This window comes from Vibrio sp. CK2-1 (assembly GCF_021726515.1).
GTDB lineage: Bacteria > Pseudomonadota > Gammaproteobacteria > Enterobacterales > Vibrionaceae > Vibrio.
The window spans coordinates 156,078-179,360 of the sequence record NZ_JAKKCJ010000003.1 but is presented as its reverse complement, the minus strand read 5'-3'; the positions used below and the strand labels follow the sequence as shown (position 1 = coordinate 179,360).

The following is a 23,283-nucleotide window of genomic DNA, read 5'->3' as shown; positions in this document are numbered from 1 at the left end:
ACCCCTGATAAAATAAGGCGTTAACCAAAATTTTCATTAGCACTATACGGCCGCAAACAAACAAATTCAATTCATGTAACAAAATATGCTACATAGAACATATTTTTAACTTTTTCCAACCGAAAAATAATAAGCAGCACACAGTTCGAAGTAGAAGAATTGACTTTAAGTAGGAATCTAAGTACAAAAAGCACACACAAAATATCCTGGATGGATTAATAATTTACAAAGGAGAATGTCATGGCGGATAAGAAAGCGACCCTTCATATTGAAGGTCAAGCACCTATTGAGCTCCCTATTTTAAGCGGCACAGATGGCCCAGATGTAGTGGATGTCCGCAAATTAGGTGCAAGCGGTTATTTTACTTTTGACCCAGGTTTTCTTGCTACTGCGTCTTGCGAATCCCAAATCACTTACATTGATGGTGGTAAAGGTATTTTACTTCACCGTGGTTTCCCAATCGACCAACTTGCCAACAATGCTGACTATTTAGAAGTGTGTTATATCTTGCTTTATGGCGAAGCCCCAACACGCCCTGAATATGAAAAATTCAAACAAATCGTTTCCAATCACACTATGGTTCATGAGCAAATTGCGAGCTTCTTCCATGGTTTCCGTCGTGATGCCCACCCAATGGCAGTAATGTGTGGCGTAGTGGGTGCATTAGCCGCGTTCTATCATGACTCGTTAGATATTAACAACTCAACACACCGCGAAATTACTGCATTCCGCTTATTGTCTAAAATGCCGACATTAGCAGCAATGTGTTATAAGTATTCAATTGGCCAACCATTCATCTACCCTCGTAATGACTTAGATTATGCGAGCAACTTCTTACATATGATGTTTGCTAACCCTTGTGAAGAGTACAACGTTAACCCAGTGGTTGCGCGTGCGATGGATAAAATCTTCACACTTCATGCTGATCACGAACAAAATGCGTCAACGTCAACCGTTCGTCTTGCTGGTTCTTCTGGTGCAAACCCATTTGCTTGTATTGCCGCAGGTATTGCTTCATTGTGGGGCCCTGCTCACGGTGGTGCTAACGAAGCATGTTTGAAAATGTTAGAAGAAATTGGCAGCGTTGAAAATATTCCTGAATATATTGAACGCGCTAAAGATAAAGAAGACCCATTCCGCCTAATGGGCTTTGGTCACCGTGTCTACAAAAACCACGATCCACGCGCTAAAGTAATGCGTGATTCATGCCATGAAGTATTGTCGGAGCTTAACATTCAAGATCCACTACTTGATGTAGCAATGGAACTCGAGCGTATCGCACTTTCTGACCCATACTTTGTTGAGAAGAAACTGTACCCTAACGTCGATTTCTACTCAGGTATCATTCTAAAAGCGATTGGTATTCCTGTGTCGATGTTTACGGTAATTTTTGCACTTTCTCGTACTATCGGTTGGATTGCTCATTGGAATGAAATGCATGATGACCCACACAACCGTATCGGTCGTCCTCGTCAACTTTACACTGGTAAATTAAGCCGAGATTTCAAACCTCTACAAGAGCGTGAATAGCATTACTTAAGACAATAAACTTAATAAAAAAGCGAGCTATAACAGCTCGCTTTCTCGTTTCTCGGACAAGTATTTATACTTATACCGGATTATCGATATCAATAAACGTCACATCAAATCCGTGTTCCTTTGCTAACCATTCACCTAGTGCTTTTACGCCATATCGCTCAGTCGCATGATGGCCAGCGGCAAAATAATGTATACCTAACTCACGTGCAATATAGGTAGTGCGCTCAGAAATCTCACCTGAAATAAATGCATCGAGGCCTGATTGCGCTGCTAATTCTAAGTAATCTTGTCCACCACCGGTACACCAGCCAATGGTTTTAATTTCTTTATCTTGATCATCAGGGGCAATATGCAATGGTTTGCGGTTCAGTACTGTGTCAATTTTTTGACTTAATTCTTGTCCTGAAAGTGGCGTTTTAAACGTACCGTACATGGCAACGGATTGCGGATGCCCTTCTAGTCCACCTTGAGTTTCAATATCTAACAGCTGAGCAAGTTGCGCGTTATTACCTAATTGAGGATGAATATCGAGCGGTAAATGATAAGCATATAAATTAATATCATTTTGAATCAGTGAACGAATACGCTTACCTTTCATTCCGGTAATCGGTTGAGACTCACCTTTCCAAAAATAACCATGATGGACCAAAATCGCATCGGCTTTGGCTTCAACTGCCGCTTCAATTAACGCTTGAGACGCGGTCACGCCTGTCACAATTTTTTTAATCGTTTGTTTCCCTTCAACCTGTAGGCCATTGGGACAATAGTCTTTTACTAAATGAGGTGATAGAGTTTGATTGAGCAATGTCTCTAATTGTAGGTTATTCATAATCTAAACCTTTTGATGATGTTCTTATTCGAATGTCAGCGTTTGTATCATGTTATAACAGTCAATCGTCAGTGACTTCAAGCCCAACACCACAAGGATAGATCTTAAGTGTCGATGAAATATGCCATTCCTGCGCAGGAGCAACAGAATCTATTTGTAAAAATCAGCGACTGGATGTCACATCACTCGCCGTTACTGCAAGCGAATCAAGCAGAGCTAGCTGATAATCCATTTTGCAAAACTTTATCGCCTCAGCCATTGCCTTATTCAGGCAATTCACGCCTTGGCTTTTGGTATCAACACTTATGTCACCAGTATTTCGCCTCTCATCCTAACTATCAAATAGTGGCCGAAGAAATTCAGCTCAACCATCAAGGGAAAACCATTGGCGCTTTAGATTTTGTACTCAAAAATACGGTGACTGACATTGTGGAACATTGGGAAGTCGCCATTAAGTTTTATCTTTTATTTGATGGTCTATGGTATGGGCCAAATAGCCGCGACCGATTGGATTTAAAGCTTTCGCACATGTTGAACCACCAGCTTGCCATGTCTCAACATCAGTGCTTTCAGCAGCAATACCCAGGTCTAGGAGATATTAAACCTAAACTACTGATGCAAGGGCGGTTATACATTAATCCGTTTCGCAATGAAGCGACACCAACAAGTTGCTTAGGCTATCCGATTGATCCATCTCAACGCTACGGTTATTGGTGCTACACTGATGACTTCAATAACATCAAGGAACCATTGTATATATTGAAAAAAGGCCAGTGGCTAACCGGAAAAGAAGCGGATTCGCCAGTGTTAAAAGAAGTTGGACACGAGTTTGTACATTGCCAAAGTCAATCGGGTGATTTTTGGTTTATTCTACCCAACGAATGGCCGCATGCTTGATTTTAGGACATAAAAAAGCGAGACCATGACAGCCTCGCTATTTCTTAATTACCTGTACTAGCAATTGTTATTACAAACCCGCGTTAGCAAAGACTTGATTCACAATTTCTTGAGCTTCTTGTTCGATCAACTTTAAGTGATCTTTGCCTTTAAAGCTTTCGCAGTAAATTTTATAGATATCTTCAGTACCTGATGGACGAGCCGCAAACCAACCATTTTCGGTCGTCACTTTAAGGCCACCAATTGCGGCGCCATTACCTTGAGCGTGAGTTAAGCGTGCTGTGATTTTCTCACCGGCTAACTCATCTGCACTCACCATTTCAGCAGACATACTTTTGAGAACATTTTTTTGCTCTGTATTCGCCACAGCTTGAATACGATTGTATTGCGACGCGCCATGTTTTGCGGCTAATTTATCGTAATATTGCTGTGGGTTCATGCCAGTGACTGCGGTAATTTCAGCTGCAAGCAAGCACAGAATGATGCCATCTTTATCTGTCGACCAAGGCGTGCCATCTTTACGTAAGAATGATGCTCCAGCACTTTCTTCACCACCAAAGCCGAAGCTACCTTCGTATAGACCATCAACAAACCACTTAAAGCCAACAGGCACTTCACATAGGTCACGGCCTAAATCGGCAACCACACGATCAATTATCGCGCTTGATACGAGGGTTTTCCCCACTTGAACATCAGCTTTCCACTCACTACGGTGACGGAATAAGTAATCAATACAAACCGCTAAATAATGGTTTGGATCCATCAACCCTTGCGGCGTCACAATACCATGACGGTCATAGTCTGGATCATTACCAAAAGCTAAGTCATAGTCATCCTTTAATCCAAGCAGGCTCGCCATCGCATAAGGTGATGAGCAATCCATACGAATCACACCATCTTTATCGAGTGTCATAAACTGAAAAGACGGATCAACGGTTTCATTTACTAGCGTCATATCAAGCTGATAGGTTTTCGCAATACGTCGCCAGTATTCAATCCCCGCACCACCAAGTGGATCAATACCAATTTTAATATTCGCTTTTTGAATGGCCTCAATATCAATCACGTTCACTAGGTCATCAACATAAGGTTGTACCAAATCAAGTGCTTTCACTTTATCGAGAGAATTGGCACAACGTTTAACGCCTACTAGCCCTGCGGCAATATATTGATTCGCTTTGTCTTCAATGCGCTGAGTAATTTCTGCTTCGGCTGGACCACCGTGACTTGGGTTATATTTGATACCACCATCTTGCGGTGGATTATGCGATGGCGTGATCACAATGCCATCCGATTTATCTTGATGGGCAAGGTTATAAGTTAAGATCGCGTGAGAAATGCCTGGTGTAGGTGTAAAGCCGTTATCTTGCTGAACAATCACTTCAACACCATTTGCAACCAATACTTCGACTACTGAACGGCAAGCTGGCTCAGATAGCGCATGGGTATCTTTACCAACAAACATTGGCCCTGTCAGCCCAGCAGCAACGCGTTCATCCACGACCGCTTGAGCAATCGCTAGGATATGTGTTTGGTTAAACGTGGCTTTACTTGAACAACCACGGTGACCTGAAGTACCAAATAGAACTTTATGGTTTGTATTCGACGCATCAGGCTCGATAAAGAAGTAATCGCTCACTAGAGCGGGAATATTAATTAAGTCTTCAGGTAACGTTTTAGTACCTGCTCTAGGGTGCAGAGACATTCAATAATCCTTTTTGGTGCTATTAAATTGAAAAATAGTTATAAAATCGAAAAAGCCCCATAATACGTGATGATTCAAATATTATGAGGCTCTTATTAAATCGTTCTAATTAACGTTAGATGGCGTTACATACTTTATCAATCAAGTCTGCTTGAAAGCCCATTTGCGTCATTAGTTGCTGAACCATTTGGCGCTTACGGTTGGTATTATTATTGGTAATTACCCAAAATGGAGTATTTGGGATCGAGCGAGGTTTAGTCGTTTTACCGCTAGCTAACAAGGTTTCTTCATTATCAGCAAAGTAAACACGTGTACGACCTTTCACTTTTGCCGCTTCAGCAAAACTGAATGCTTCAACGTGATACAGAGAAGATAAGATCAGCATAAAACGGTCAATCGCTTTATCTTTCTCTGCAAACTCATCAGAAATAAGCAAAGATCGCATCACCTTAACGCCATCAACGCCATCTGGCTTTTCTTGCTTAGCAGGCTTAGTTGATTCTACTGTATCAACGGCAACAGGCTTAGTCACCGTTGCATTTGCTTGTGATCCTTGCTGCTCACCGATTAAAAGTCGACGTAAAATATCCGAGGCGCTTTCACCAATATGCTGGGTTTGGCTCGCGATATAACGATAAAGTTCTTCATCTACTTCAATGGTTTTCATTGGCTTTTCACAATCTCAATCTGTTTAAACTCTGAAATGATTATACCTATAACTGACCGGATACTCTATGCTAATTGCTCGGTGTTAGTAATAAAAAAGATCGTTTGGATCACTGAATGTTTTATTTCTTCATTTCCGTACCGATGAAGTGCACAAATAACCAGCAACAAAAAAACCTCTATGAGTGAGCCCATAGAGGTTTAATAAGTCAGCGTTAAAAAATTTTAGTACGCTTTCGAGCCTAGTATGTGTTTATCTAGCGCTGATGGAGTGCCATAAAGTGAATCTTTGGCATGAAACTCTTTGGCTGTTTCAGCTACCGATTTACTAAAGCGAGGATCTTGTGGACGTTCGTGGCTATTAATGAAAACTGACACATCCCACGCTTGTTGATCCGTTAAGCTATTGCTCTTGCTCAATGGCATGTTGGCTTTAATAAAGTTAGCCGCAGAACTGATTTGATGCATACCAGCCCCCCAGTTATAGCTATCTTTACCCCATAGCGGCGGGAAGACGTAACGGTTATCCACTTTACGCCCTTCACCATTATCGCCATGACAAAGCGCACATTGAGTTGCATAAACAACTTCGCCACGAACAAAGTCAGGTTTAAGTTCCGGTTGTTCTAATTTAGGGAAGCCACGACCAGCAATTTTCGCATTCACCTTGGCATCCGTTGCTAGCCAATAAGAATAAGCGGTTAGATCGAGAATCGTTTGGCTGACGGCTTCAGGCGGCTTACCATTCATAGAGTAAGCAAAACAGCCTTGCAAGCGGTCTTCATAGGTATTTACTTTCTTGTTCTTACCACGATAAGCAGGATAAGAAACATAAGCGCCCCACATTGGAGCAGCATTGGCTAAACGTCCGCCAGATAAATGACAGTTAGTACAATTTAAACCGTTACCGACTTCACCTGATGTTTTCAGTTGCTGACTATTCATAAAGATTGAATAACCACGTTTTACCGCTTCAGCAAAATGCTCTTCTGGCACATTCCCCCAATCGGGTACTTGGTGATATGCCTCACCTTGCGCAAGCGGGTTGCCCGGCTCAACACTGCCTAGATCTTTATGTCCATCATTGGCAAAAGCCATTCCACTTAGTAGCGATAGGCTTAATAGTAAGTATTTCATTTTTTCACCTCCGCCGTTTTCTGCGCAACCGGTGTTCCTAGCGAAGCAAAATAGTCCGAAACTGCTTTGATTTCTTCATCGCTTAGAGACTTAGCAATTGGCCCCATGATCGCCATTGCACCAGCAGGTCTTGTATCATCTTTCCACGATTTCATTTGGTTCACTAAATAAGCAGAGTTTTGTCCAGCCAAACGAGGGATACCCGGCTTAACACCTACTCCACTCGGGCCATGACAAGCGACACAAGACGGCACATTGGCTTCCATCTTGCCGCTATAGGCAATTTTTTCGCCTAATTGCATATCCCCAGGCCATTTATCACCACGCCATTGCAGCTTAAAGGTCATCGCATCAGGCACACTAGAGTAGTGTTTTACAATGGCATCCATTTGTTCATCAGTAATTTGATAGATAAATGCATCCATGAAAGTAGTGTGACGTTTTTTACTACGAAAATTCTCAACTTGCTCACGGAGGTATTGGTCAGATTGACCCCATAAATTAGGGATATGATCAAGAGTAGAGACGCCATTAACCCCATGACATGTAGAGCAGAATTCAACAATTCCCTCTTTATGTTGAGGTAATGTATCTGCTACACCAATGATGGGACATAGCATTAAAGCGCCCACTATTAGTCGTTTTTGCATATTGCTTCCTATTATTATGATTTTCTAACCTATTACCTAGTATAGCTATTTCACTTAGCACTGCATTTCAGCATATATAGGAACAAATAAGTTAAACAAAAAGATACACTTTTACTGCTACATCGAGGTGACATTTTGCCAGGTTAAGTGATTACTTTCGTATGATGGCTGTATTATGATGCTAATTCGTACTTTCGGCTACAGGATTATTATGAATTCCCCACAACTTAACCATACAATTCAAGGTCAAGGCCCAGCAATCCTACTCATTCATGGACTTTTTGGCAGCTTAAGCAATCTAGGCTTATTAGCGAGAGATTTAGTTCAAGACCATACGGTTATTAGCGTTGATTTACGCAATCATGGGCATTCTTTTCACAGTGACACCATGGATTACTCTGTTATGGCAGATGATCTCAATCAGCTGTTAGTTGATTTAAATATTTCATCCGCCATAGTTATCGGCCATTCCATGGGCGGGAAAGCGGCAATGGCACTTTGCAATATTGCCGCTGACAAAATCAGCAAACTCATCGTATTAGATATGGCACCGGTCGCCTATCAGGAAAGACGCCATGATAATGTTTTTTCAGGTTTAAAAGCCGTTATCGATGAAAAGCCTCAAAGCCGAAAACAAGCCTTAGACTGTTTGGCACAACATATTGAAATAGATGGCGTACGCCAATTCCTCGCTAAATCGTTACACACTAAAGATGGATACTTACAATGGTTGTTTAATGTTGAGGGGATCATTAATAGCTATCAGCACATTCAAGACTGGACTGAGATCTCCCCTTTCCACGGCGAAACTTTATTTTTAAAAGGCGCTGATTCTGACTACTTAATGCCAGAACACCAAGCGGCTATTCAAAAACAGTTCCCAAATAGTAAAGCTCATATTATTGCTAATACCGGTCACTGGCTACATGCAGAAAAACCATTAGAGGTCATTCGTTCTATCCGTCGATTCATTAATAAATAATTCGCATTTCACTTATTCAGCGAACGACTTCGCATTAACTTTCAATTGTATTAATGCTATAGTTCGGGGATAAAAAACAACGGTGATCAAACGCATGCTTTACGAACATATCAATACCATAGAATCTCTAGGCTTAGATCTGTTTTTTGCGTCATTATTTTTATTAATTGGTTTAGCCATCAAAGATGTTTTAAAACAAGGTAATGTCCCGGTGTTTGGCCGTCGTATTGTATGGCTTGTTCTATTTTTAGGTTGTGCGGGCTTTGTCGCCAAAGGATTAATCCAAATAAGTTGGGAAGGTACCGGCTTAGGCTAACCATCGCACAACTGTAACGTATTCTTTTTAATTAGATTGATACCGGCGTTTCCGGTAATAGATAAATAGGTAATATTTCTATGGCAAGTGTAGGACTCTTCTTTGGTAGCGACACAGGTAATACTGAAGCGGTTGCTAAAATGATACAAAAAGAACTTGGCAAACAACTTGTGCACGTACAAGACATTGCGAAGAGCAGCAAGGAAGATATTGATAATTTTGATCTATTACTGCTTGGCATTCCAACTTGGTACTACGGTGAATCTCAATGTGACTGGGATGACTTTTTCCCTGAACTTGAAGCAATAGATTTCTCAACTAAGCTCGTTGCTATTTTTGGTTGTGGTGACCAAGAAGATTATGCTGAGTACTTCTGTGATGCGATGGGAACCATTCGCGATATCGTTGAAGCGAAAGGCGGCACTATCATTGGTTACTGGCCAACCGAAGGTTATGAGTTTGAAGCATCAAAAGCATTAGTCGACGATGACAACTTCATCGGCCTTTGTATTGATGAAGACCGCCAACCAGAATTAACAGATGAGCGCGTTAAAACCTGGTCAAAGCAGATTTATGATGAAATGTGTTTAGCAGAATTAGCTGATTAATCAAAATTTTGTGACATATCAAGATACCTCCTCTGCGAGGTATTTTGTTATCCTCACTCTAATGCTATAGTCATTTTAGATACATTTTTACAACATATAATGAAACGCAGTGAACTTGGTCGGTTAGTTCGAGTCATATTTACTGATGTCATTCATGCCTTCTGTTTTAACGCAGAATCTCACAGGAAAGTACAATGCCAGATAACAACCAAGCTCTAAAGGAAGCAGGTCTTAAAGTCACCTTACCTCGATTAAAAATTCTCGAGGTACTGCAACAACCAGACTGCCAACATATCAGTGCCGAGGATTTATATAAGAAACTGATCGATCTTGGTGAAGAAATTGGCCTTGCAACGGTTTATCGTGTTTTGAACCAATTTGATGACGCAGGTATCGTAACCCGTCACCATTTTGAAGGTGGTAAATCAGTATTTGAATTATCAACTCAACATCACCATGATCACCTTGTTTGTCTCGATTGCGGTGAAGTGATTGAATTTACCGATGATCTTATTGAAGAGCGACAAAAAGAAATTGCCGCTAAATATAACGTCGTGCTAACGAACCACAGTTTATATCTATACGGCCGCTGTGCTAATGGCAATTGTAAAACAGAGACTAATGCACACAAAACTAAGTAACTTTTCCGGTTAACTTTCCACTTATTTAGTTTTATACAAATAAAAACGCACCTCATATGAGGTGCGTTTTTTTATCGGCTAATCAAACTAATAAAGCCAAACTAGTAAGGCGAGAAAGCTCTCACCCTACATGGATATATTGGCATAGATATAATTGCTTATTGAGCGTCGATTTTAGCCCAAGTATCACGTAAGCCGACTGTACGGTTAAATACTAACGCTTCTGGAGAAGAATCTTTAGCATCAATACAGAAGTAGCCTGTACGCTCAAACTGGAAGCCTACGCCAGCTTCTGCATTAGCTAAACTTGGTTCAACAAATGCTTTCTTAACAACTAAAGACTCTGGGTTGATCGTCGCAGCAAAGTCATCCGCCGCCGCAGGGTTTGGCACAGTGAAAAGACGATCATATAAACGAACATCAGCCTCTAGGCCTTTTTCAGCAGAAACCCAATGGATAACACCTTTTACTTTACGGCCATCGCTTGGGTTTTTACCCAAGGTTTCTGGATCGTAAGTACAGTAAATAGTCGTTACATTACCTTGCTCATCTTTTTCAATACGATTCGCTTGGATCACGTAAGCACCACGTAGACGAACTTCTTTACCAAGAACTAAGCGTTTGTATTTCTTGTTGGCTTCTTCACGGAAGTCATCCGCTTCAATCCACACTTCACGTGTAAAAGGAACCTCACGACTACCCATTTCAGGCTTATTCGGGTGATTCGCGATCGTCAATACTTCTTCGCTTTCAAAGTTTTCAATCACTACTTTAACCGGATCGAGTACCGCCATTGCACGCGGTGCATTTTCATTTAGGTCTTCACGAATACACGCTTCAAGTGAGCTAAACTCAATCATGTTGTCTTGCTTAGTCACACCAATGCGTGAACAAAATTCGCGAATAGAGCCCGGAGTAAAGCCACGACGACGTAAACCAGAAATCGTTGGCATACGTGGGTCATCCCAACCATTCACTAATTTCTCAGTGACTAATTGGTTTAGCTTACGCTTAGACATCACCGTATATTCTAAGTTTAAGCGGCTAAATTCGTACTGATGAGGCTGAGTTTCAATCGTAATGTTTTCTAAAACCCAGTCATATAGACGACGGTTATCTTGGAATTCCAGCGTACATAGTGAGTGAGTGATACCTTCTAACGCATCGGAAATACAGTGGGTGAAGTCATACATTGGGTAAATGCACCACTTATCCCCTGTTTGATGGTGATTGATAAAACGCACACGATAAAGCACAGGATCGCGCATAACGATAAACGAAGATGCCATGTCGATCTTAGCACGTAAGCAAGCCTTACCTTCTTCAAAGCCACCATTACGCATTTTCTCAAATAACGCTAAGTTTTCTTCCACACTGCGGTCGCGGTATGGGCTATTTTTTCCTGGCTCTTTTAACGTGCCACGGTATTCACGAATTTCATCTGGAGTTAGCTCATCAACATAAGCTAAACCTTTTTCAATTAACTCTACAGCGTAACCATATAGCGCATCAAAATAGTTAGATGAATAGCAAATCTCGCCATCCCAATTAAAACCTAACCAATTCACGTCTTGCTTAATTGATTCAACGTATTCAATGTCTTCTTTCGCTGGGTTAGTATCATCAAAGCGAAGGTTACACTTCCCCTGGTAATCTTGCGCCAAGCCAAAGTTTAAGCAAATAGACTTAGCATGACCAATATGCAGATAGCCATTAGGTTCTGGTGGGAAACGAGTATGGATCCCAGTGTGTTTGCCATCCGCTAAATCCTTATCAATAATTTGACGGATAAAGTTAGATGGTCGAGCCTCAGCTTCACTCATCGATAGTACCTCAATAAATATAAGAGTCTTTTTATAATTAGGGCTAATGATCCACAATTCTAGCCCTTTACACAACTAGAAGTGATATTTTCTTTATTAAAAAGACCAAAAGCCTTCCAAGCCGTCAAAATTCACGCTTTTACTATCGGCCACATTTTGCAACAGGATAAAAAAAGGCTCCACAATGGGAGCCTTTAGCTGGATATGTTGATTACAGATTACGGTAGGACAACATCCGATAAATCATCAGAAGCTGGGATGTCTTTCATCTCACCTGCAACGATTTCAGCCAATGGGCCAAGAATAACTTGAAGATTATTTTCACCTAACTTCACAACACCTTTTGCGCCAAGCTTCTTCAATACCGCTTCATCTACGATAGAACGATCTTTCAATGTTAAGCGTAGGCGAGTAATACAAGCATCAATCGTAGTCACATTACCGTGGCCACCTAGAGCTTTTAGGTATTGACGTGCAACCGCACCAGAAGGTTTCTCTGACTTGCCAGCAGGAGCAGCCACTTCTTCGTCTTCACGACCAGGCGTTTTCATGTTGAACGCGCGGATTAGGAAGCTGAAGATAAAGAAGTAAGCAGCACCGAATGCTAAACCGATTAGTAATAGCGTTACTGGTTTAGTTGCTAGACCCCAGTTCAATACAAAGTCAATTAGACCTGCCGAGAAACCAAAGCCATGTAGCGTACCAAACATATTAGCGACTACTAAAGATAGACCTGTTAATACTGCGTGTACCGCATATAAGCCAGGTGCTAGGAACATAAACATGAACTCTAGAGGCTCTGTAATACCGGTTAGGAATGAACAGAAAGCAACTGAGAACAATGCACCAGCAACTTGACCACGACGCTCAGAAGGAGCGGCTAGGTACATAGCTAAAGCACCACCAGGAAGACCAAACATCATGATTGGGAAGAAACCATTCATGAATACCCCAGCAGATTTGTCACCACCGAAGTAACGGTTCAAGTCACCAGTTTTAACAACATCTTTCACGCTATCAACAACCGCTGTGATTTCAGGCGTTACTGCATTTTTAAATGTAAATGTGTGCTCTTGGCCTACTACTAATGTTTTAGCAATTGCAGGATCAACACATAGTTGGTGGATATTAGAGAAGGCACCAGAAGCTGTTACCATGATTTCTTGACATGAACCCATGCCGAACCAGAAGTAAGAGTTAAGTACGTGGTGAAGACCAACAGGAATTAACGCACGGTTCAATGTGCCGTAAATAAATTGACCAATTGCACCAGAGGTTGAAATGCCGTGAGCTAAAGCATCAAGGCCGTGTTGGACCATAGGCCAAACCACACCGAAGACTGCACCTGCCACTAAAGCAACTAAACCCGCCATAATTGGAACTAAACGGCGACCAGAGAAGAAAGCTAACCATTCTGGTAAGCGAGTAGCATGGAATGCGTTGTAGCAATGCCCTGCAATGATACCTGCGAAGATACCACCGAAGAATGACATATTAACTTCAGCATTAATTTGTTGCGCTGTTGCAGTTAATACAAAGTAAGCAACGGCACCGGCTAAACCAGCCGCACCCGCACCATCTTTAGATAAGCCAATTGCAATACCTAAACCAAATAGTAAAGGTAACTGGCTGAAAATAGCATTACCGGCTGATGCCATAAATGCGATGTCTAACAGGTCAGGTTGACCCAGACGAAGTAAAAGCGCTGCAACAGGTAATGTTGCAATAGGTAACATCAACGCTTTACCTAGTCTTTGTGCATATCCAAGTATATTCACCGTAATTCCCCCCTATAGGATTGGTAAAATTCGTATTACTTATTTTTCTTAAAGAATTTAGTACAGCGACAGTCTATTCAATTAATTTTAGTCCGCAAATTAAAACCCTAGTATTTGTGATCTTTATCAAGAGTTATTTGCTAGTTTGCGTAATTCTTGTGAAGGATTTATCTTATTTATACTAGATAGTTTCCAAAACTTATTTTATCATGCAAAATAATGAAATGAATATCCTATTCTCAATTTTAGCTTTTGTCCTATAGAGGTGTACTGTGAGACTAATTCCACTCAATAATGCAAATGAAGTTGGCCTATGGTCAGCTCGCCATATTGTAAATAAAATCAATAAGTTCAACCCAACTGAAGATCGTCCTTTTGTTCTTGGTTTACCGACGGGTGGCACACCTCTAAATACTTATAAGCAGCTCATTAAACTACATAAAGCTGGTGAAGTAAGTTTTAAACACGTTGTGACATTCAACATGGATGAATATGTTGGATTAGCAACGGATCACCCTGAATCTTACCGTTCATTTATGTATGAAAACTTTTTCAATCATATTGATATTCAAGAAAAAAACATCAACTTGCTCAACGGCAATACCGATGACCATGAAGCTGAATGCAAACGTTACGAGGATAAAATCAAGTCCTACGGTCGTATCAACTTATTCATGGGTGGCGTAGGTAACGATGGCCACATTGCATTCAATGAACCTGCATCTTCTTTGTCTTCACGTACTCGAATCAAAACACTAACCGAAGATACGCGTATCGCTAATTCACGCTTCTTCAATGGTGATATTAGTCAAGTGCCTAAGTATTCGCTAACTATCGGTGTTGGTACTCTACTAGATTCTGAAGAAGTTATGATTTTGATCACAGGCCACAATAAAGCTCTCGCTTTGCAAGCAGCGGTCGAAGGCTCAGTCAATCATCTTTGGACAGTATCTGCCTTGCAACTGCATGCAAAATCGGTAATTGTGTGTGATGAACCTTCAACTCAAGAGCTTAAAGTAAAAACAGTTAAATACTTTAAAGAGCTTGAAGCAGAAAATATTAAGAACTTGAAATAAGAGGATGCCTACTATGTATGCTCTGATAAATGCAAAAATCTACACAGGCCATGACGTACTTACAGAGCATGCTGTGATAGTGGATGCAGGTAAAATTCAATCTATCGTTAAGATGGATGAACTACCAAAAGAGATAGAGACTCACGATCTACAAGGCGCAAATCTTAGCCCAGGTTTTATCGATCTACAGTTAAATGGTTGTGGCGGCGTCATGCTGAATGACGAAGTTACCGCCGATACCATGCATATCATGCACAAAGCCAATTTAAAATCTGGCTGTACTAGCTTTTTGCCGACATTAATTACGTCATCTGATGAAGATATGCAGCAAGCCATTTCTGCAGCGCGTGAATATCAGCAGCGCTACCAGAACCAATCTTTGGGGCTACACTTAGAAGGTCCTTACCTTAATGTGCTAAAAAAAGGCATTCACCGTCCTGATTTTATCCGTAAATCAGATGATGAGATGATCCAAACGATTTGTGATAACCGCGATGTCATTGCCAAGGTAACCTTAGCGCCAGAGCAAAATGAACCTGAGCATATTCAACGTTTGAGAGATGCGGGTATCGTTGTGTCTATCGGCCACACTAACGCAACTTACCAAGAGGCGCGTCAAAGTTTTGCTAATGGTATTACATTTGCAACGCACCTTTTCAATGCGATGACTCCGATGGTTGGACGTGAACCAGGTGTTGTAGGTGCAATCTACGATACTTCAGAAGTTTATGCTGGTATTATTGCTGACGGCTTCCATGTAGACTATGCCAACATCCGAATCGCCCATAAAATCAAAGGTGATAAGCTAGTATTAGTGACGGATGCCACAGCTCCAGCAGGAGCTGACATGGATCACTTTATTTTTGTTGGTAAGAAAGTATATTACCGAGATGGTAAGTGTGTTGATGAAAATGGCACACTTGGTGGTTCAGCTTTAACCATGATTGAAGCCGTACAAAATACGGTTGAGCATGTAGGTATCGCTTTAGACGAAGCACTGAGAATGGCCACGCTTTATCCTGCTCGAGCAATCGGCGTAGAGAGACAGCTTGGTGAAATCAAACCGGGAATGGTCGCAAACCTTACTGTGTTTGATCGTGACTTCAATGTAAAAGCGACGGTTGTTAACGGACAATACGATCAGACATAGAATGAATGGCGGACAAATTGGTAATGTAGATTTAGTTAAACAACTTAATAGCGCGGCAGTATATCGCCTAATTGACCAACAAGGTCCAATTTCGAGAATACAAGTTGCCGATGTTAGCCAATTAGCCCCCGCCAGTGTCACTAAGATCACTCGCCAACTACTTGAGCGAGGATTAATCAAAGAAGTAGCGCAACAAGCCTCCACTGGGGGTAGACGCGCTATTTCTTTAACCACAGAAACCACCCCTTTCCATTCCGTTGCTATTCGTTTAGGCCGAGACTACATTCAGTTAAGTGTCTATGACTTAAGTGGCCATGAACTTGCCAATCATCACGCCGCTTTTAAGTACGATAAACAACAAGATCTACTTGATGGTTTAGTTCTACATACCAAAGCCTTCATCAATCAGCACAAAGATATTATCGAGCAATTAATTGCTATCGGTGTCACTCTTCCTGGCTTAGTTAACCCTGAGACTGGGGTTGTTGAATACATGCCGAACACCGAGATCGATAACCTTTCTTTAGGTAAATTATTAAGTGATACATTTGAAGTTGAAGCCTTTGTTGGTAACGATATTCGAGGATTAGCACTGGCTGAACATTATTTTGGTGCAAGCCGTGACTGCCAAGATTCTATCCTAGTGAGTGTTTATCGCGGTACTGGTGCAGGTATCATAGTTAACGGCCAAGTATTCTTAGGCTCAAACCGCAACGTAGGTGAAATCGGCCACGTACAAATCGAACCTCTAGGCGATCGCTGCCAATGTGGTAATTTTGGTTGTTTAGAAACCATTGCCGCTAACCCAGCCATTATTGCTCATGTACAGTCACGACTTGATCAAGGTTTCCCATCAAGCTTATCCCATGTCGATAAACTCACCATGAGTGTGATTTGTGAGCATGCAAACCAAGGGGATGACTTAGCTAGTCAAGCGCTTATCCGTGTGGGCCACTACCTAGGTAAAGCCATCGCCATGACGGTTAACTTATTTAACCCGCAAAAAATTATTATCGCAGGTGAATTGGTCAAATCGAAGGATATTATCTTTCATGCCATTCAACGAAATATTGAAAGCCACTCACTCACTACTTTCCACAAAAACTTGCCGATTGTGGAGTCCAAACTGTATGAGCAACCGACCATTGGGGCATTTGCGATGATCAAACGCGCAATGCTTAATGGTGTACTGCTACAAAAATTACTGGGTGAATGAGATAAATAACAATATTTTAAAACGGTTAAGTATATAATTCCTGCGGGTATATCCATTGATATGCCCGTTTTTTATTTTAGGGAAAGGAATACATGGATATCTTGCTTATTATCGCCGCTTTTGTTTCCGGCTTTATCGCGCTCAAATGCAATCTTCCACCACTAGTCGGTTTTTTAGTTGCAGGGTTTGGCTTGCAGTATGCGGGTTTTACTAGCAATGAAACCATCACTACATTATCTGATTTAGGTGTCACTCTTCTGCTATTCACTATCGGGCTAAAGCTAGATGTGAAAACCTTACTCGCGAAAGAGATTTGGGCCAGTGCAACCTTACATAATGTACTATCTACGACTTTCTTCACTGTAGCTCTACTTGGCCTAAAGACTATCGGGATCAGCCTATTTAGCGACGTCGATACCATTCAAATACTGCTACTTGGCTTTGTATTATCCTTTTCCAGCACCGTATTTGCGATTAAGAGTTTAGAAGAAAAAGGCAGCATGAACTCCACCTTTGCCACCATATCGATAGGTATTTTGGTAATGCAGGATATTTTTGCTGTGCTTTTCCTCACTATATCAACTGGCAAACTACCTGAATGGTATGCGTTAGCGCTGTTTATTCTTCCTTTTCTGCGCCCTCTTTTTTACAAAATCCTCGACAAGTGTGGTCACGGCGAGATGCTCGTTTTATACGGTTTTTTTATGGCGCTCGTAATGGGGGCTGGACTTTTCAAACTAGTGGGAATGAAAGCAGATTTAGGCGCGTTAATTTTAGGTATGCTGCTGGCCGGTCACTACAAAGCGTCGGAGCTTTCTAAATCTCTCTTTAACATTAAAGAACTATTCTTAGTCTGCTTTTTCTTAAACATTGGTTTATCTGATCCACCTACCCTAGATGGCTTTATTCTTGCCTTGCTATTACTTTGCCTATTGCCAATTAAGGGCGCGCTGTACTACGTCGTCATCAATTTATTTAAGTTCCGTGTGCGCACTTCTCTACTTGCCTCGCTTACCCTACTTAACTACAGCGAATTTGGACTGATTGTCTCAGGCATTGCCTATAAGCTCGGTTGGTTACCTGGGGAAATGATGATTGCGATTGCTATGGCGGTCTCGTTATCTTTCATTATTGCTGCGCCAATCAATAACATGAGTCATAAAATTTATCGTTACACATCGCATTGGTTAAGAGAGCAAGCGGATGAAAAACTGCACCTTAGAGACAAGCGTATTAATCCTGGGCATGCCCAAGTACTGATCCTAGGCATGGGCCGTATTGGTACCGGTGCTTACGATGAAATTCGTACCCGTTATGGCAAAATCAGCTTAGGCGTAGAAACGCGATCTGATGTGGTACAAACACATAAAGCCAGTGGCAGAAATGTCATCCAAGGCGATGCGACCGATTCTGATTTCTGGGAGCGCATTCTTGATATTGCTAATGTAAAGTTGGTGCTGCTTGCGATGCCCCATCACCAAGGGAATCAATCGGCACTCGAGCAATTAAAGGCTCGTAACTACCAAGGACAAATTGCAGCGATTGCCGAATATCCAGATCAAGTGGTTGAAATGACAGAAAATGGCGTCGATGCTGCCTTTAATATTTATAACGAAGCCGGTGCGGGTTTTGCTCGCCATGTGTGCGACAAACTAAACCCACAATTTAAGACCATGCAGCCGGGCGATTGGGATACCAGTAATAATCTCACTTAGTTTCCTAACTTAGTATCTATCGATTCGGATAAAAATCGACCTTGGGTGGATTTTATTTACCAGAAAACCAAATATGGTGAATGAAATTCACATAACTTGCTTTTATGTGATTAATTTAATAATGATTGGTTGCTTTTTTTATTGATCATGGCAAATTGGCTTTAACAGACTAAATTAGCTCTAGCAAACTAAACTGGCTCTAGCAAACTAGAAGTTTAAAACGGATTTTAAGGAAGAGAGTATGTGTTCAATATTTGGCATTTTAGATATTAAATCGGACCCAACCCCACTACGCCCATTGGCGCTGGAAATGTCTAAAAAACTTCGTCACCGTGGCCCAGACTGGTCAGGTATCTACGCTTCAGATAAAGCAATTCTAGCTCACGAGCGTCTATCTATCGTAGGTTTAAACAGCGGCGCACAACCTCTGTATAGCGAAGATAAAAAACACATCTTAGCGGTGAATGGCGAAATTTATAACCACAAAGAAATTCGTGCTCGTTATGCTGACAAATTCAACTTTCAAACCGATTCTGACTGTGAAGTTATCCTAGCGTTATACCAAGAACTAGGTGAAGACTTATTAGAAGAACTAAACGGTATCTTTGCTTTCGTCTTATATGATGAAGAAAAAGACAAATACTTAGTTGGCCGTGATCACATCGGTATTATCCCTCTTTATCAAGGTTACGACGAACACGGTAACTACTACGTAGCCTCTGAAATGAAAGCACTGGTTCCTGTTTGTAAAACCATCAGTGAATTCCCTCCAGGTAGCTACTACGGTTCAGATGACGCAGAGCCAGTTCGCTACTACCAGCGTGATTGGATGGAATATGCAGCCGTGCAAGGTAACCTAACGAGTAAAGAAGATTTAACCCAAGCACTAGAAGATGCAGTAAAACGCCAGTTAATGACAGATGTACCATACGGCGTATTACTTTCTGGCGGTCTTGACTCTTCTATTACTTCTGCGGTTGCCAAACGTTTTGCTGCTATGCGTATCGAAGATGACAGCCAATCTCAAGCTTGGTGGCCGCAACTGCACTCTTTTGCGATTGGTCTAGAAGGCGCGCCTGATTTAAAAGCGGCTCGTGAAGTAGCGGATAAACTGGGTACTGTTCACCATGAAATGACCTACACGGTTCAAGAAGGCATCGATGCCATTCGTGACGTGATTTATCACATTGAAACTTACGATGTCACTACGATCCGTGCTTCTACTCCAATGTTCCTACTCGCGCGTAAAATTAAAGCGATGGGGATTAAAATGGTTCTTTCTGGTGAAGGCGCCGATGAAATCTTTGGTGGTTACTTGTACTTCCACAAAGCACCAAATGCTAAAGAATTCCATGAAGAAACGGTACGTAAGCTACTTGCTCTAAACATGTTTGACTGTGCCCGTGCTAACAAATCATTAGCGGCTTGGGGCGTTGAAGGTCGCGTTCCATTCTTAGACAAAGAGTTTATCGACGTTGCAATGCGCTTAAACCCTGAAGACAAGATGTGCGGTAACGGCAAAATGGAAAAACACGTTTTACGTGAATGTTTTGAGCATTACTTGCCAGAGTCGATCGCATGGCGTCAAAAAGAACAGTTCTCAGACGGCGTAGGCTATAACTGGATTGATTCTTTAAAAGCACAAGCGGAAGAAAAAGTAACTGACCAGCAACTAGAGACCGCAGCATTTAAATTCCCATACAACACGCCGACAACGAAAGAAGGCTATGTATACCGTGAGATTTTTTCTGAATTATTCCCTCTAGAATCAGCGGCAGAATGTGTACCGGGTGGACCATCTGTTGCCTGTTCATCAGCCGCTGCGATTGAATGGGATGAATCATTTAAAAACAACGCCGATCCATCAGGTCGTGCCGTGAAAGCCGTCCATAACGACGCTTATTAAGCCCAACCTAGTTATAAGGTTATAAAGTTATAAAGTTATAAAGTTATAAAGTTATAAAGTTATAAAGTTATAAAGTTATAAGCATAATAAAAGCCTACCGCACATGAGTGTTGGTAGGCTTTATCAATTACAGAGCTAATCTTAAAAAATCACCTCTGACTATCTGTTGAAATCATTCCGATATTACTTACGCCATTCCACGTCACTATTTTCAACTCTCACTTCAACCTATTGATTTATCAGTGTTATAAGTAAAATAGAGCGTTTTTCACCATCAGGCTCTTGATAAATAGCGTTAAGCCCAGAAAATTGGCCAGATTTTATTTGAATGGTTTCACCTTTTTTAGGTGCTTGTTTTTCTAGTAATTCTTCTTGATAAACCCGACACTGTAAGTGCTGAATCAAAGATCTCGATACTTTATGAGGCTTACCACCAAAGCGAACAAAATCCATCACACCTCTGGTTGAACGAATAGTCGTAAAGCTAAGATGCTCTTCATCTTCCAATCCGATAAATATATAAGAAGGAAACAGTGGTTCCATGACCTGTTGCCTTTTCCCTCTTAGGATTTTTTCTATTTCTATTTCAGGGTAATAGCACTCGACGCCTTGGTTTTCCAAATGCATTTTGGCCCTTTTTTGCTCGCCGCGCTTACAATACAATAAATACCAAGACTTCATACGATCCATACCCTAGAAAATTTCACCTATTCTAACAGTTATCGACACTAGTAAAAATGATGAAATCTCACCGCAACACACGACAACATTAACTTACACTTTACATTACAGCCAACCTTGCAACCTGAAAGGTTATTTTGTAAGCAAATAATAAAAAAATGATAATTTGATGACAAATTGGCATTGTGATTTTGAAATTTGAGCTGTATATATAATGTAATATTAGATTCTGTGATCTAAAGCATAAATAAAACTAATGCTAAATGTAAATCGATATAACAACTAAAAAATCTTATTTATCGATCACTAGCACAACATTATATGGCAAATATAACCTTCATTATAACGCCACCACACAAATGGAAACTCACATGACAACACAACAAGTCACTGTTTCAAAGACTAAGTCATTTATGACTGTATCCATGATTGAATTATGGGAACGATTTGGCTACTACGGTATGCAAGCACTGATCGTTTACTTCATGATTCAACGCCTAGGGTTTGAAGATACACGCGCAAACTTAGTATGGGGTGCTTGTGCCGCATTAATTTATGTTTCACCAGCAATTGGTGGCTGGATTGGCGATAAAGTCTTAGGGACTAAACGTACCATGATCATGGGTGCCTTTATTCTTTCCCTTGGTTACGCGTTAATGACACTACCGTCTGAAAACACTTGGGTTCTCTTTTTTGCACTTGGTGTTATCGTCGTTGGTAATGGTATGTTTAAACCAAACGCTGGTAACCTTGTACGTAAAATCTACGAAGGTGACGATTCTAAAATCGACAGTGCTTTTACTATCTACTATATGGCGGTAAACATTGGCTCAACCGTTTCTATGCTATTAACGCCTTGGGTTAAAGACTACGTCAATGAAAACTATCACAATGAGTTCGGCTGGCACGCAGCGTTTGCGGTTTGTTGTGTAGGCTTATTAGTTGGTTTGGCTAACTTCTTCGTAATGCGTAATACTTTAGGCGCTTACGGTTCTGAACCAGATACTAAACCTGTCGATGGTCGTAAACTTACTTTCGTTCTATTAGGCTCGGTGGTTGCGGTTGCGATCTCTGCGGTTATTTTGGAATATCAAACTCTTGCTCGTATATTTGTTTACCTTGCTGGTATCGTTGTTTTAGGTATTTTCACTCATCTAATTCGTAGCAGTGAGCAACATGAACGTGCCGGTCTTATTGCTGCATTGGTTCTAATTATCCAAACGGTTTTCTTCTTTATTTTCTACCAACAAATGTCTACCTCGTTGGCGCTATTTGCACTACGTAACGTTGATCTGAACTTCACTGTTTTTGGTAGCCATCTACTAACTTGGTCTCCCGCTCAGTTCCAAGCATTGAACCCTATTTGGATCATGCTACTCAGCCCAGTTCTTGCCTTGATTTATTCAAAAGCTGGAGCAAAAAATAAAGACCTTTCTATTGCTGCAAAATTTGCTTTAGGTTTCGCTGTCGTGGCAATTGGCTTCTTTGTTTATGGCTTTGCAGGTAACTTTGCGGTTAACGGTAAAACAACGTCTTGGGTAATGATCATCGGCTACGGTGCTTACTCACTAGGTGAATTACTAGTAAGTGGCCTAGGCCTTGCGATGATTGCTCGTTATGCTCCTGAGCGCATGGGTGGCTTTATGATGGGCGCTTATTATGTTGCTTGTGGTATTTCACAATACTTAGGTGGTGTAGTGGCTAACTTTGCCAGCATTCCAAAAGGCATGACGGATCCATTAGAAACATTGGATATCTATACTACCCTATTCAACAAACTAGGTATGGCAGCGGTAGTTTGTACCTTTATTGCATTAGCTGTTCTACCCTTAATGCGCCGCCTTGATAAAAAACACCAAGGTATTCATTAATTAACTACCGATTATAGTTAATAACTGAATCCTCAACGTGTAAAAAAATACCGCACAATTCAACTGAACTGTGCGGTATTTTTATGTTAGATAGCCA

20 protein-coding genes are annotated in these 23,283 nt (G+C 41.2%); 12 read left to right on the top strand and 8 right to left on the bottom strand.

Going from position 1 to position 23,283, the window contains the following annotated elements:
• Positions 1-240 precede the first annotated feature (240 nt).
• Positions 241-1,530 (top strand): citrate synthase, encoded by a 1,290-nt coding sequence (locus tag L3V25_RS09515; protein ID WP_237295143.1) that lies wholly within the window; start codon positions 241-243, stop codon positions 1,528-1,530.
• A 79-nt stretch (positions 1,531-1,609) separates the two neighbouring features.
• Here the strand turns inward: L3V25_RS09515 and L3V25_RS09510 are convergent, their stop codons facing one another.
• Complete coding sequence (locus tag L3V25_RS09510) at positions 1,610-2,368, bottom strand: Nif3-like dinuclear metal center hexameric protein (protein ID WP_237295142.1); 759 nt, start codon at positions 2,366-2,368, stop codon at positions 1,610-1,612.
• 114 nt (positions 2,369-2,482) lie between these two features.
• Here L3V25_RS09510 and L3V25_RS09505 point away from each other — a divergent pair, with 114 nt between their 5' ends.
• Positions 2,483-3,265, top strand: a complete 783-nt coding sequence (locus L3V25_RS09505; RefSeq protein ID WP_237295400.1) for a DUF1853 family protein — start codon at positions 2,483-2,485, stop codon at positions 3,263-3,265.
• A gap of 70 nt (positions 3,266-3,335) precedes the next feature.
• Here the strand turns inward: L3V25_RS09505 and pgm are convergent, their stop codons facing one another.
• From pgm to L3V25_RS09485, 4 genes are all read right to left on the bottom strand, one after another.
• The gene (gene pgm, locus L3V25_RS09500) at positions 3,336-4,970 is read right to left on the bottom strand and encodes a phosphoglucomutase (alpha-D-glucose-1,6-bisphosphate-dependent) (RefSeq protein ID WP_237295141.1); all 1,635 of its coding nucleotides are present in this window, start codon (positions 4,968-4,970) and stop codon (positions 3,336-3,338) included.
• Positions 4,971-5,085: 115 nt separating this feature from the next.
• Positions 5,086-5,637, bottom strand: coding sequence for a replication initiation negative regulator SeqA (seqA, locus tag L3V25_RS09495; protein WP_237295140.1), 552 nt, complete (start codon positions 5,635-5,637; stop codon positions 5,086-5,088).
• Positions 5,638-5,861: 224 nt separating this feature from the next.
• A complete protein-coding gene (locus L3V25_RS09490; protein ID WP_237295139.1) occupies positions 5,862-6,773 on the bottom strand; it encodes a c-type cytochrome in 912 nt (303 codons plus the stop codon).
• Positions 6,770-7,423: a c-type cytochrome gene (locus L3V25_RS09485; protein ID WP_237295138.1), complete on the bottom strand. Its 654-nt coding sequence runs from the start codon at positions 7,421-7,423 to the stop codon at positions 6,770-6,772. Before L3V25_RS09485 ends, L3V25_RS09490 begins: the two co-directional genes overlap by 4 nt.
• A 211-nt stretch (positions 7,424-7,634) precedes the next feature.
• Between L3V25_RS09485 and L3V25_RS09480 the strand changes: the two genes are divergently transcribed.
• The 4 genes from L3V25_RS09480 (at position 7,635) to fcrX (ending at position 9,970) form a co-directional block, all read left to right on the top strand.
• Positions 7,635-8,405: an alpha/beta fold hydrolase gene (locus L3V25_RS09480; RefSeq protein WP_237295137.1), complete on the top strand. Its 771-nt coding sequence runs from the start codon at positions 7,635-7,637 to the stop codon at positions 8,403-8,405.
• 94 nt (positions 8,406-8,499) lie between these two features.
• A complete protein-coding gene (locus tag L3V25_RS09475) occupies positions 8,500-8,721 on the top strand; it encodes a DUF2788 domain-containing protein (protein ID WP_089140130.1) in 222 nt (73 codons plus the stop codon).
• An 80-nt stretch (positions 8,722-8,801) separates the two neighbouring features.
• Positions 8,802-9,329 (top strand): flavodoxin FldA, encoded by a 528-nt coding sequence (gene fldA / locus L3V25_RS09470; RefSeq protein WP_089123293.1) that lies wholly within the window; start codon positions 8,802-8,804, stop codon positions 9,327-9,329.
• Positions 9,330-9,523: 194 nt separating this feature from the next.
• A complete protein-coding gene (fcrX, locus tag L3V25_RS09465; protein WP_027696995.1) occupies positions 9,524-9,970 on the top strand; it encodes a ferric iron uptake transcriptional regulator FcrX in 447 nt (148 codons plus the stop codon).
• A gap of 158 nt (positions 9,971-10,128) precedes the next feature.
• On the opposite strand, the gene glnS is transcribed toward fcrX, so the two are convergent.
• Both glnS and nagE read right to left on the bottom strand, forming a co-directional pair.
• Positions 10,129-11,793: a glutamine--tRNA ligase gene (glnS, locus tag L3V25_RS09460; RefSeq protein WP_237295136.1), complete on the bottom strand. Its 1,665-nt coding sequence runs from the start codon at positions 11,791-11,793 to the stop codon at positions 10,129-10,131.
• A gap of 218 nt (positions 11,794-12,011) precedes the next feature.
• Positions 12,012-13,571, bottom strand: coding sequence for an N-acetylglucosamine-specific PTS transporter subunit IIBC (gene nagE, locus L3V25_RS09455; protein ID WP_237295135.1), 1,560 nt, complete (start codon positions 13,569-13,571; stop codon positions 12,012-12,014).
• Positions 13,572-13,843: 272 nt separating this feature from the next.
• Between nagE and nagB the strand changes: the two genes are divergently transcribed.
• The 5 genes from nagB (at position 13,844) to asnB (ending at position 20,634) form a co-directional block, all read left to right on the top strand.
• Positions 13,844-14,647 (top strand): glucosamine-6-phosphate deaminase, encoded by an 804-nt coding sequence (gene nagB / locus L3V25_RS09450; protein ID WP_237295134.1) that lies wholly within the window; start codon positions 13,844-13,846, stop codon positions 14,645-14,647.
• 13 nt (positions 14,648-14,660) lie between these two features.
• Positions 14,661-15,797 (top strand): N-acetylglucosamine-6-phosphate deacetylase, encoded by a 1,137-nt coding sequence (nagA, locus tag L3V25_RS09445; protein WP_237295133.1) that lies wholly within the window; start codon positions 14,661-14,663, stop codon positions 15,795-15,797.
• Between the two features lies 1 nt (position 15,798).
• Entirely contained in the window at positions 15,799-17,013 is a 1,215-nt protein-coding gene (locus tag L3V25_RS09440; protein ID WP_237295132.1) for an ROK family protein, read from the top strand.
• Positions 17,014-17,105: 92 nt separating this feature from the next.
• Complete coding sequence (locus L3V25_RS09435) at positions 17,106-18,728, top strand: cation:proton antiporter family protein (protein WP_237295131.1); 1,623 nt, start codon at positions 17,106-17,108, stop codon at positions 18,726-18,728.
• 241 nt (positions 18,729-18,969) lie between these two features.
• Complete coding sequence (asnB, locus tag L3V25_RS09430; protein WP_237295130.1) at positions 18,970-20,634, top strand: asparagine synthase B; 1,665 nt, start codon at positions 18,970-18,972, stop codon at positions 20,632-20,634.
• A gap of 228 nt (positions 20,635-20,862) precedes the next feature.
• On the opposite strand, the gene rfaH is transcribed toward asnB, so the two are convergent.
• Positions 20,863-21,315, bottom strand: coding sequence for a transcription/translation regulatory transformer protein RfaH (rfaH, locus tag L3V25_RS09425; protein ID WP_237295129.1), 453 nt, complete (start codon positions 21,313-21,315; stop codon positions 20,863-20,865).
• A gap of 371 nt (positions 21,316-21,686) precedes the next feature.
• On the opposite strand from rfaH, the gene L3V25_RS09420 reads away from it, so the two are divergent.
• Positions 21,687-23,186 (top strand): oligopeptide:H+ symporter, encoded by a 1,500-nt coding sequence (locus L3V25_RS09420; protein ID WP_237295128.1) that lies wholly within the window; start codon positions 21,687-21,689, stop codon positions 23,184-23,186.
• The last annotated feature ends 97 nt before the right edge of the window (positions 23,187-23,283 follow it).

Excerpts from the sequence above, each read along its gene's own strand:
- L3V25_RS09515 (WP_237295143.1), top strand. The coding sequence starts at position 241 with ATGGCGGATAAGAAAGCGACCCTTCATATTGAAGGTCAAGCACCTATT.
- L3V25_RS09510 (WP_237295142.1), bottom strand. The coding sequence starts at position 2,368 with ATGAATAACCTACAATTAGAGACATTGCTCAATCAAACTCTATCACCT.
- L3V25_RS09505 (WP_237295400.1), top strand. The coding sequence starts at position 2,483 with ATGAAATATGCCATTCCTGCGCAGGAGCAACAGAATCTATTTGTAAAA.
- pgm (WP_237295141.1), bottom strand. The coding sequence starts at position 4,970 with ATGTCTCTGCACCCTAGAGCAGGTACTAAAACGTTACCTGAAGACTTA.
- seqA (WP_237295140.1), bottom strand. The coding sequence starts at position 5,637 with ATGAAAACCATTGAAGTAGATGAAGAACTTTATCGTTATATCGCGAGC.
- L3V25_RS09490 (WP_237295139.1), bottom strand. The coding sequence starts at position 6,773 with ATGAAATACTTACTATTAAGCCTATCGCTACTAAGTGGAATGGCTTTT.
- L3V25_RS09485 (WP_237295138.1), bottom strand. The coding sequence starts at position 7,423 with ATGCAAAAACGACTAATAGTGGGCGCTTTAATGCTATGTCCCATCATT.
- L3V25_RS09480 (WP_237295137.1), top strand. The coding sequence starts at position 7,635 with ATGAATTCCCCACAACTTAACCATACAATTCAAGGTCAAGGCCCAGCA.
- L3V25_RS09475 (WP_089140130.1), top strand. The coding sequence starts at position 8,500 with ATGCTTTACGAACATATCAATACCATAGAATCTCTAGGCTTAGATCTG.
- fldA (WP_089123293.1), top strand. The coding sequence starts at position 8,802 with ATGGCAAGTGTAGGACTCTTCTTTGGTAGCGACACAGGTAATACTGAA.
- fcrX (WP_027696995.1), top strand. The coding sequence starts at position 9,524 with ATGCCAGATAACAACCAAGCTCTAAAGGAAGCAGGTCTTAAAGTCACC.
- glnS (WP_237295136.1), bottom strand. The coding sequence starts at position 11,793 with ATGAGTGAAGCTGAGGCTCGACCATCTAACTTTATCCGTCAAATTATT.
- nagA (WP_237295133.1), top strand. The coding sequence starts at position 14,661 with ATGTATGCTCTGATAAATGCAAAAATCTACACAGGCCATGACGTACTT.
- L3V25_RS09440 (WP_237295132.1), top strand. The coding sequence starts at position 15,799 with ATGAATGGCGGACAAATTGGTAATGTAGATTTAGTTAAACAACTTAAT.
- L3V25_RS09435 (WP_237295131.1), top strand. The coding sequence starts at position 17,106 with ATGGATATCTTGCTTATTATCGCCGCTTTTGTTTCCGGCTTTATCGCG.
- asnB (WP_237295130.1), top strand. The coding sequence starts at position 18,970 with ATGTGTTCAATATTTGGCATTTTAGATATTAAATCGGACCCAACCCCA.
- rfaH (WP_237295129.1), bottom strand. The coding sequence starts at position 21,315 with ATGAAGTCTTGGTATTTATTGTATTGTAAGCGCGGCGAGCAAAAAAGG.
- L3V25_RS09420 (WP_237295128.1), top strand. The coding sequence starts at position 21,687 with ATGACAACACAACAAGTCACTGTTTCAAAGACTAAGTCATTTATGACT.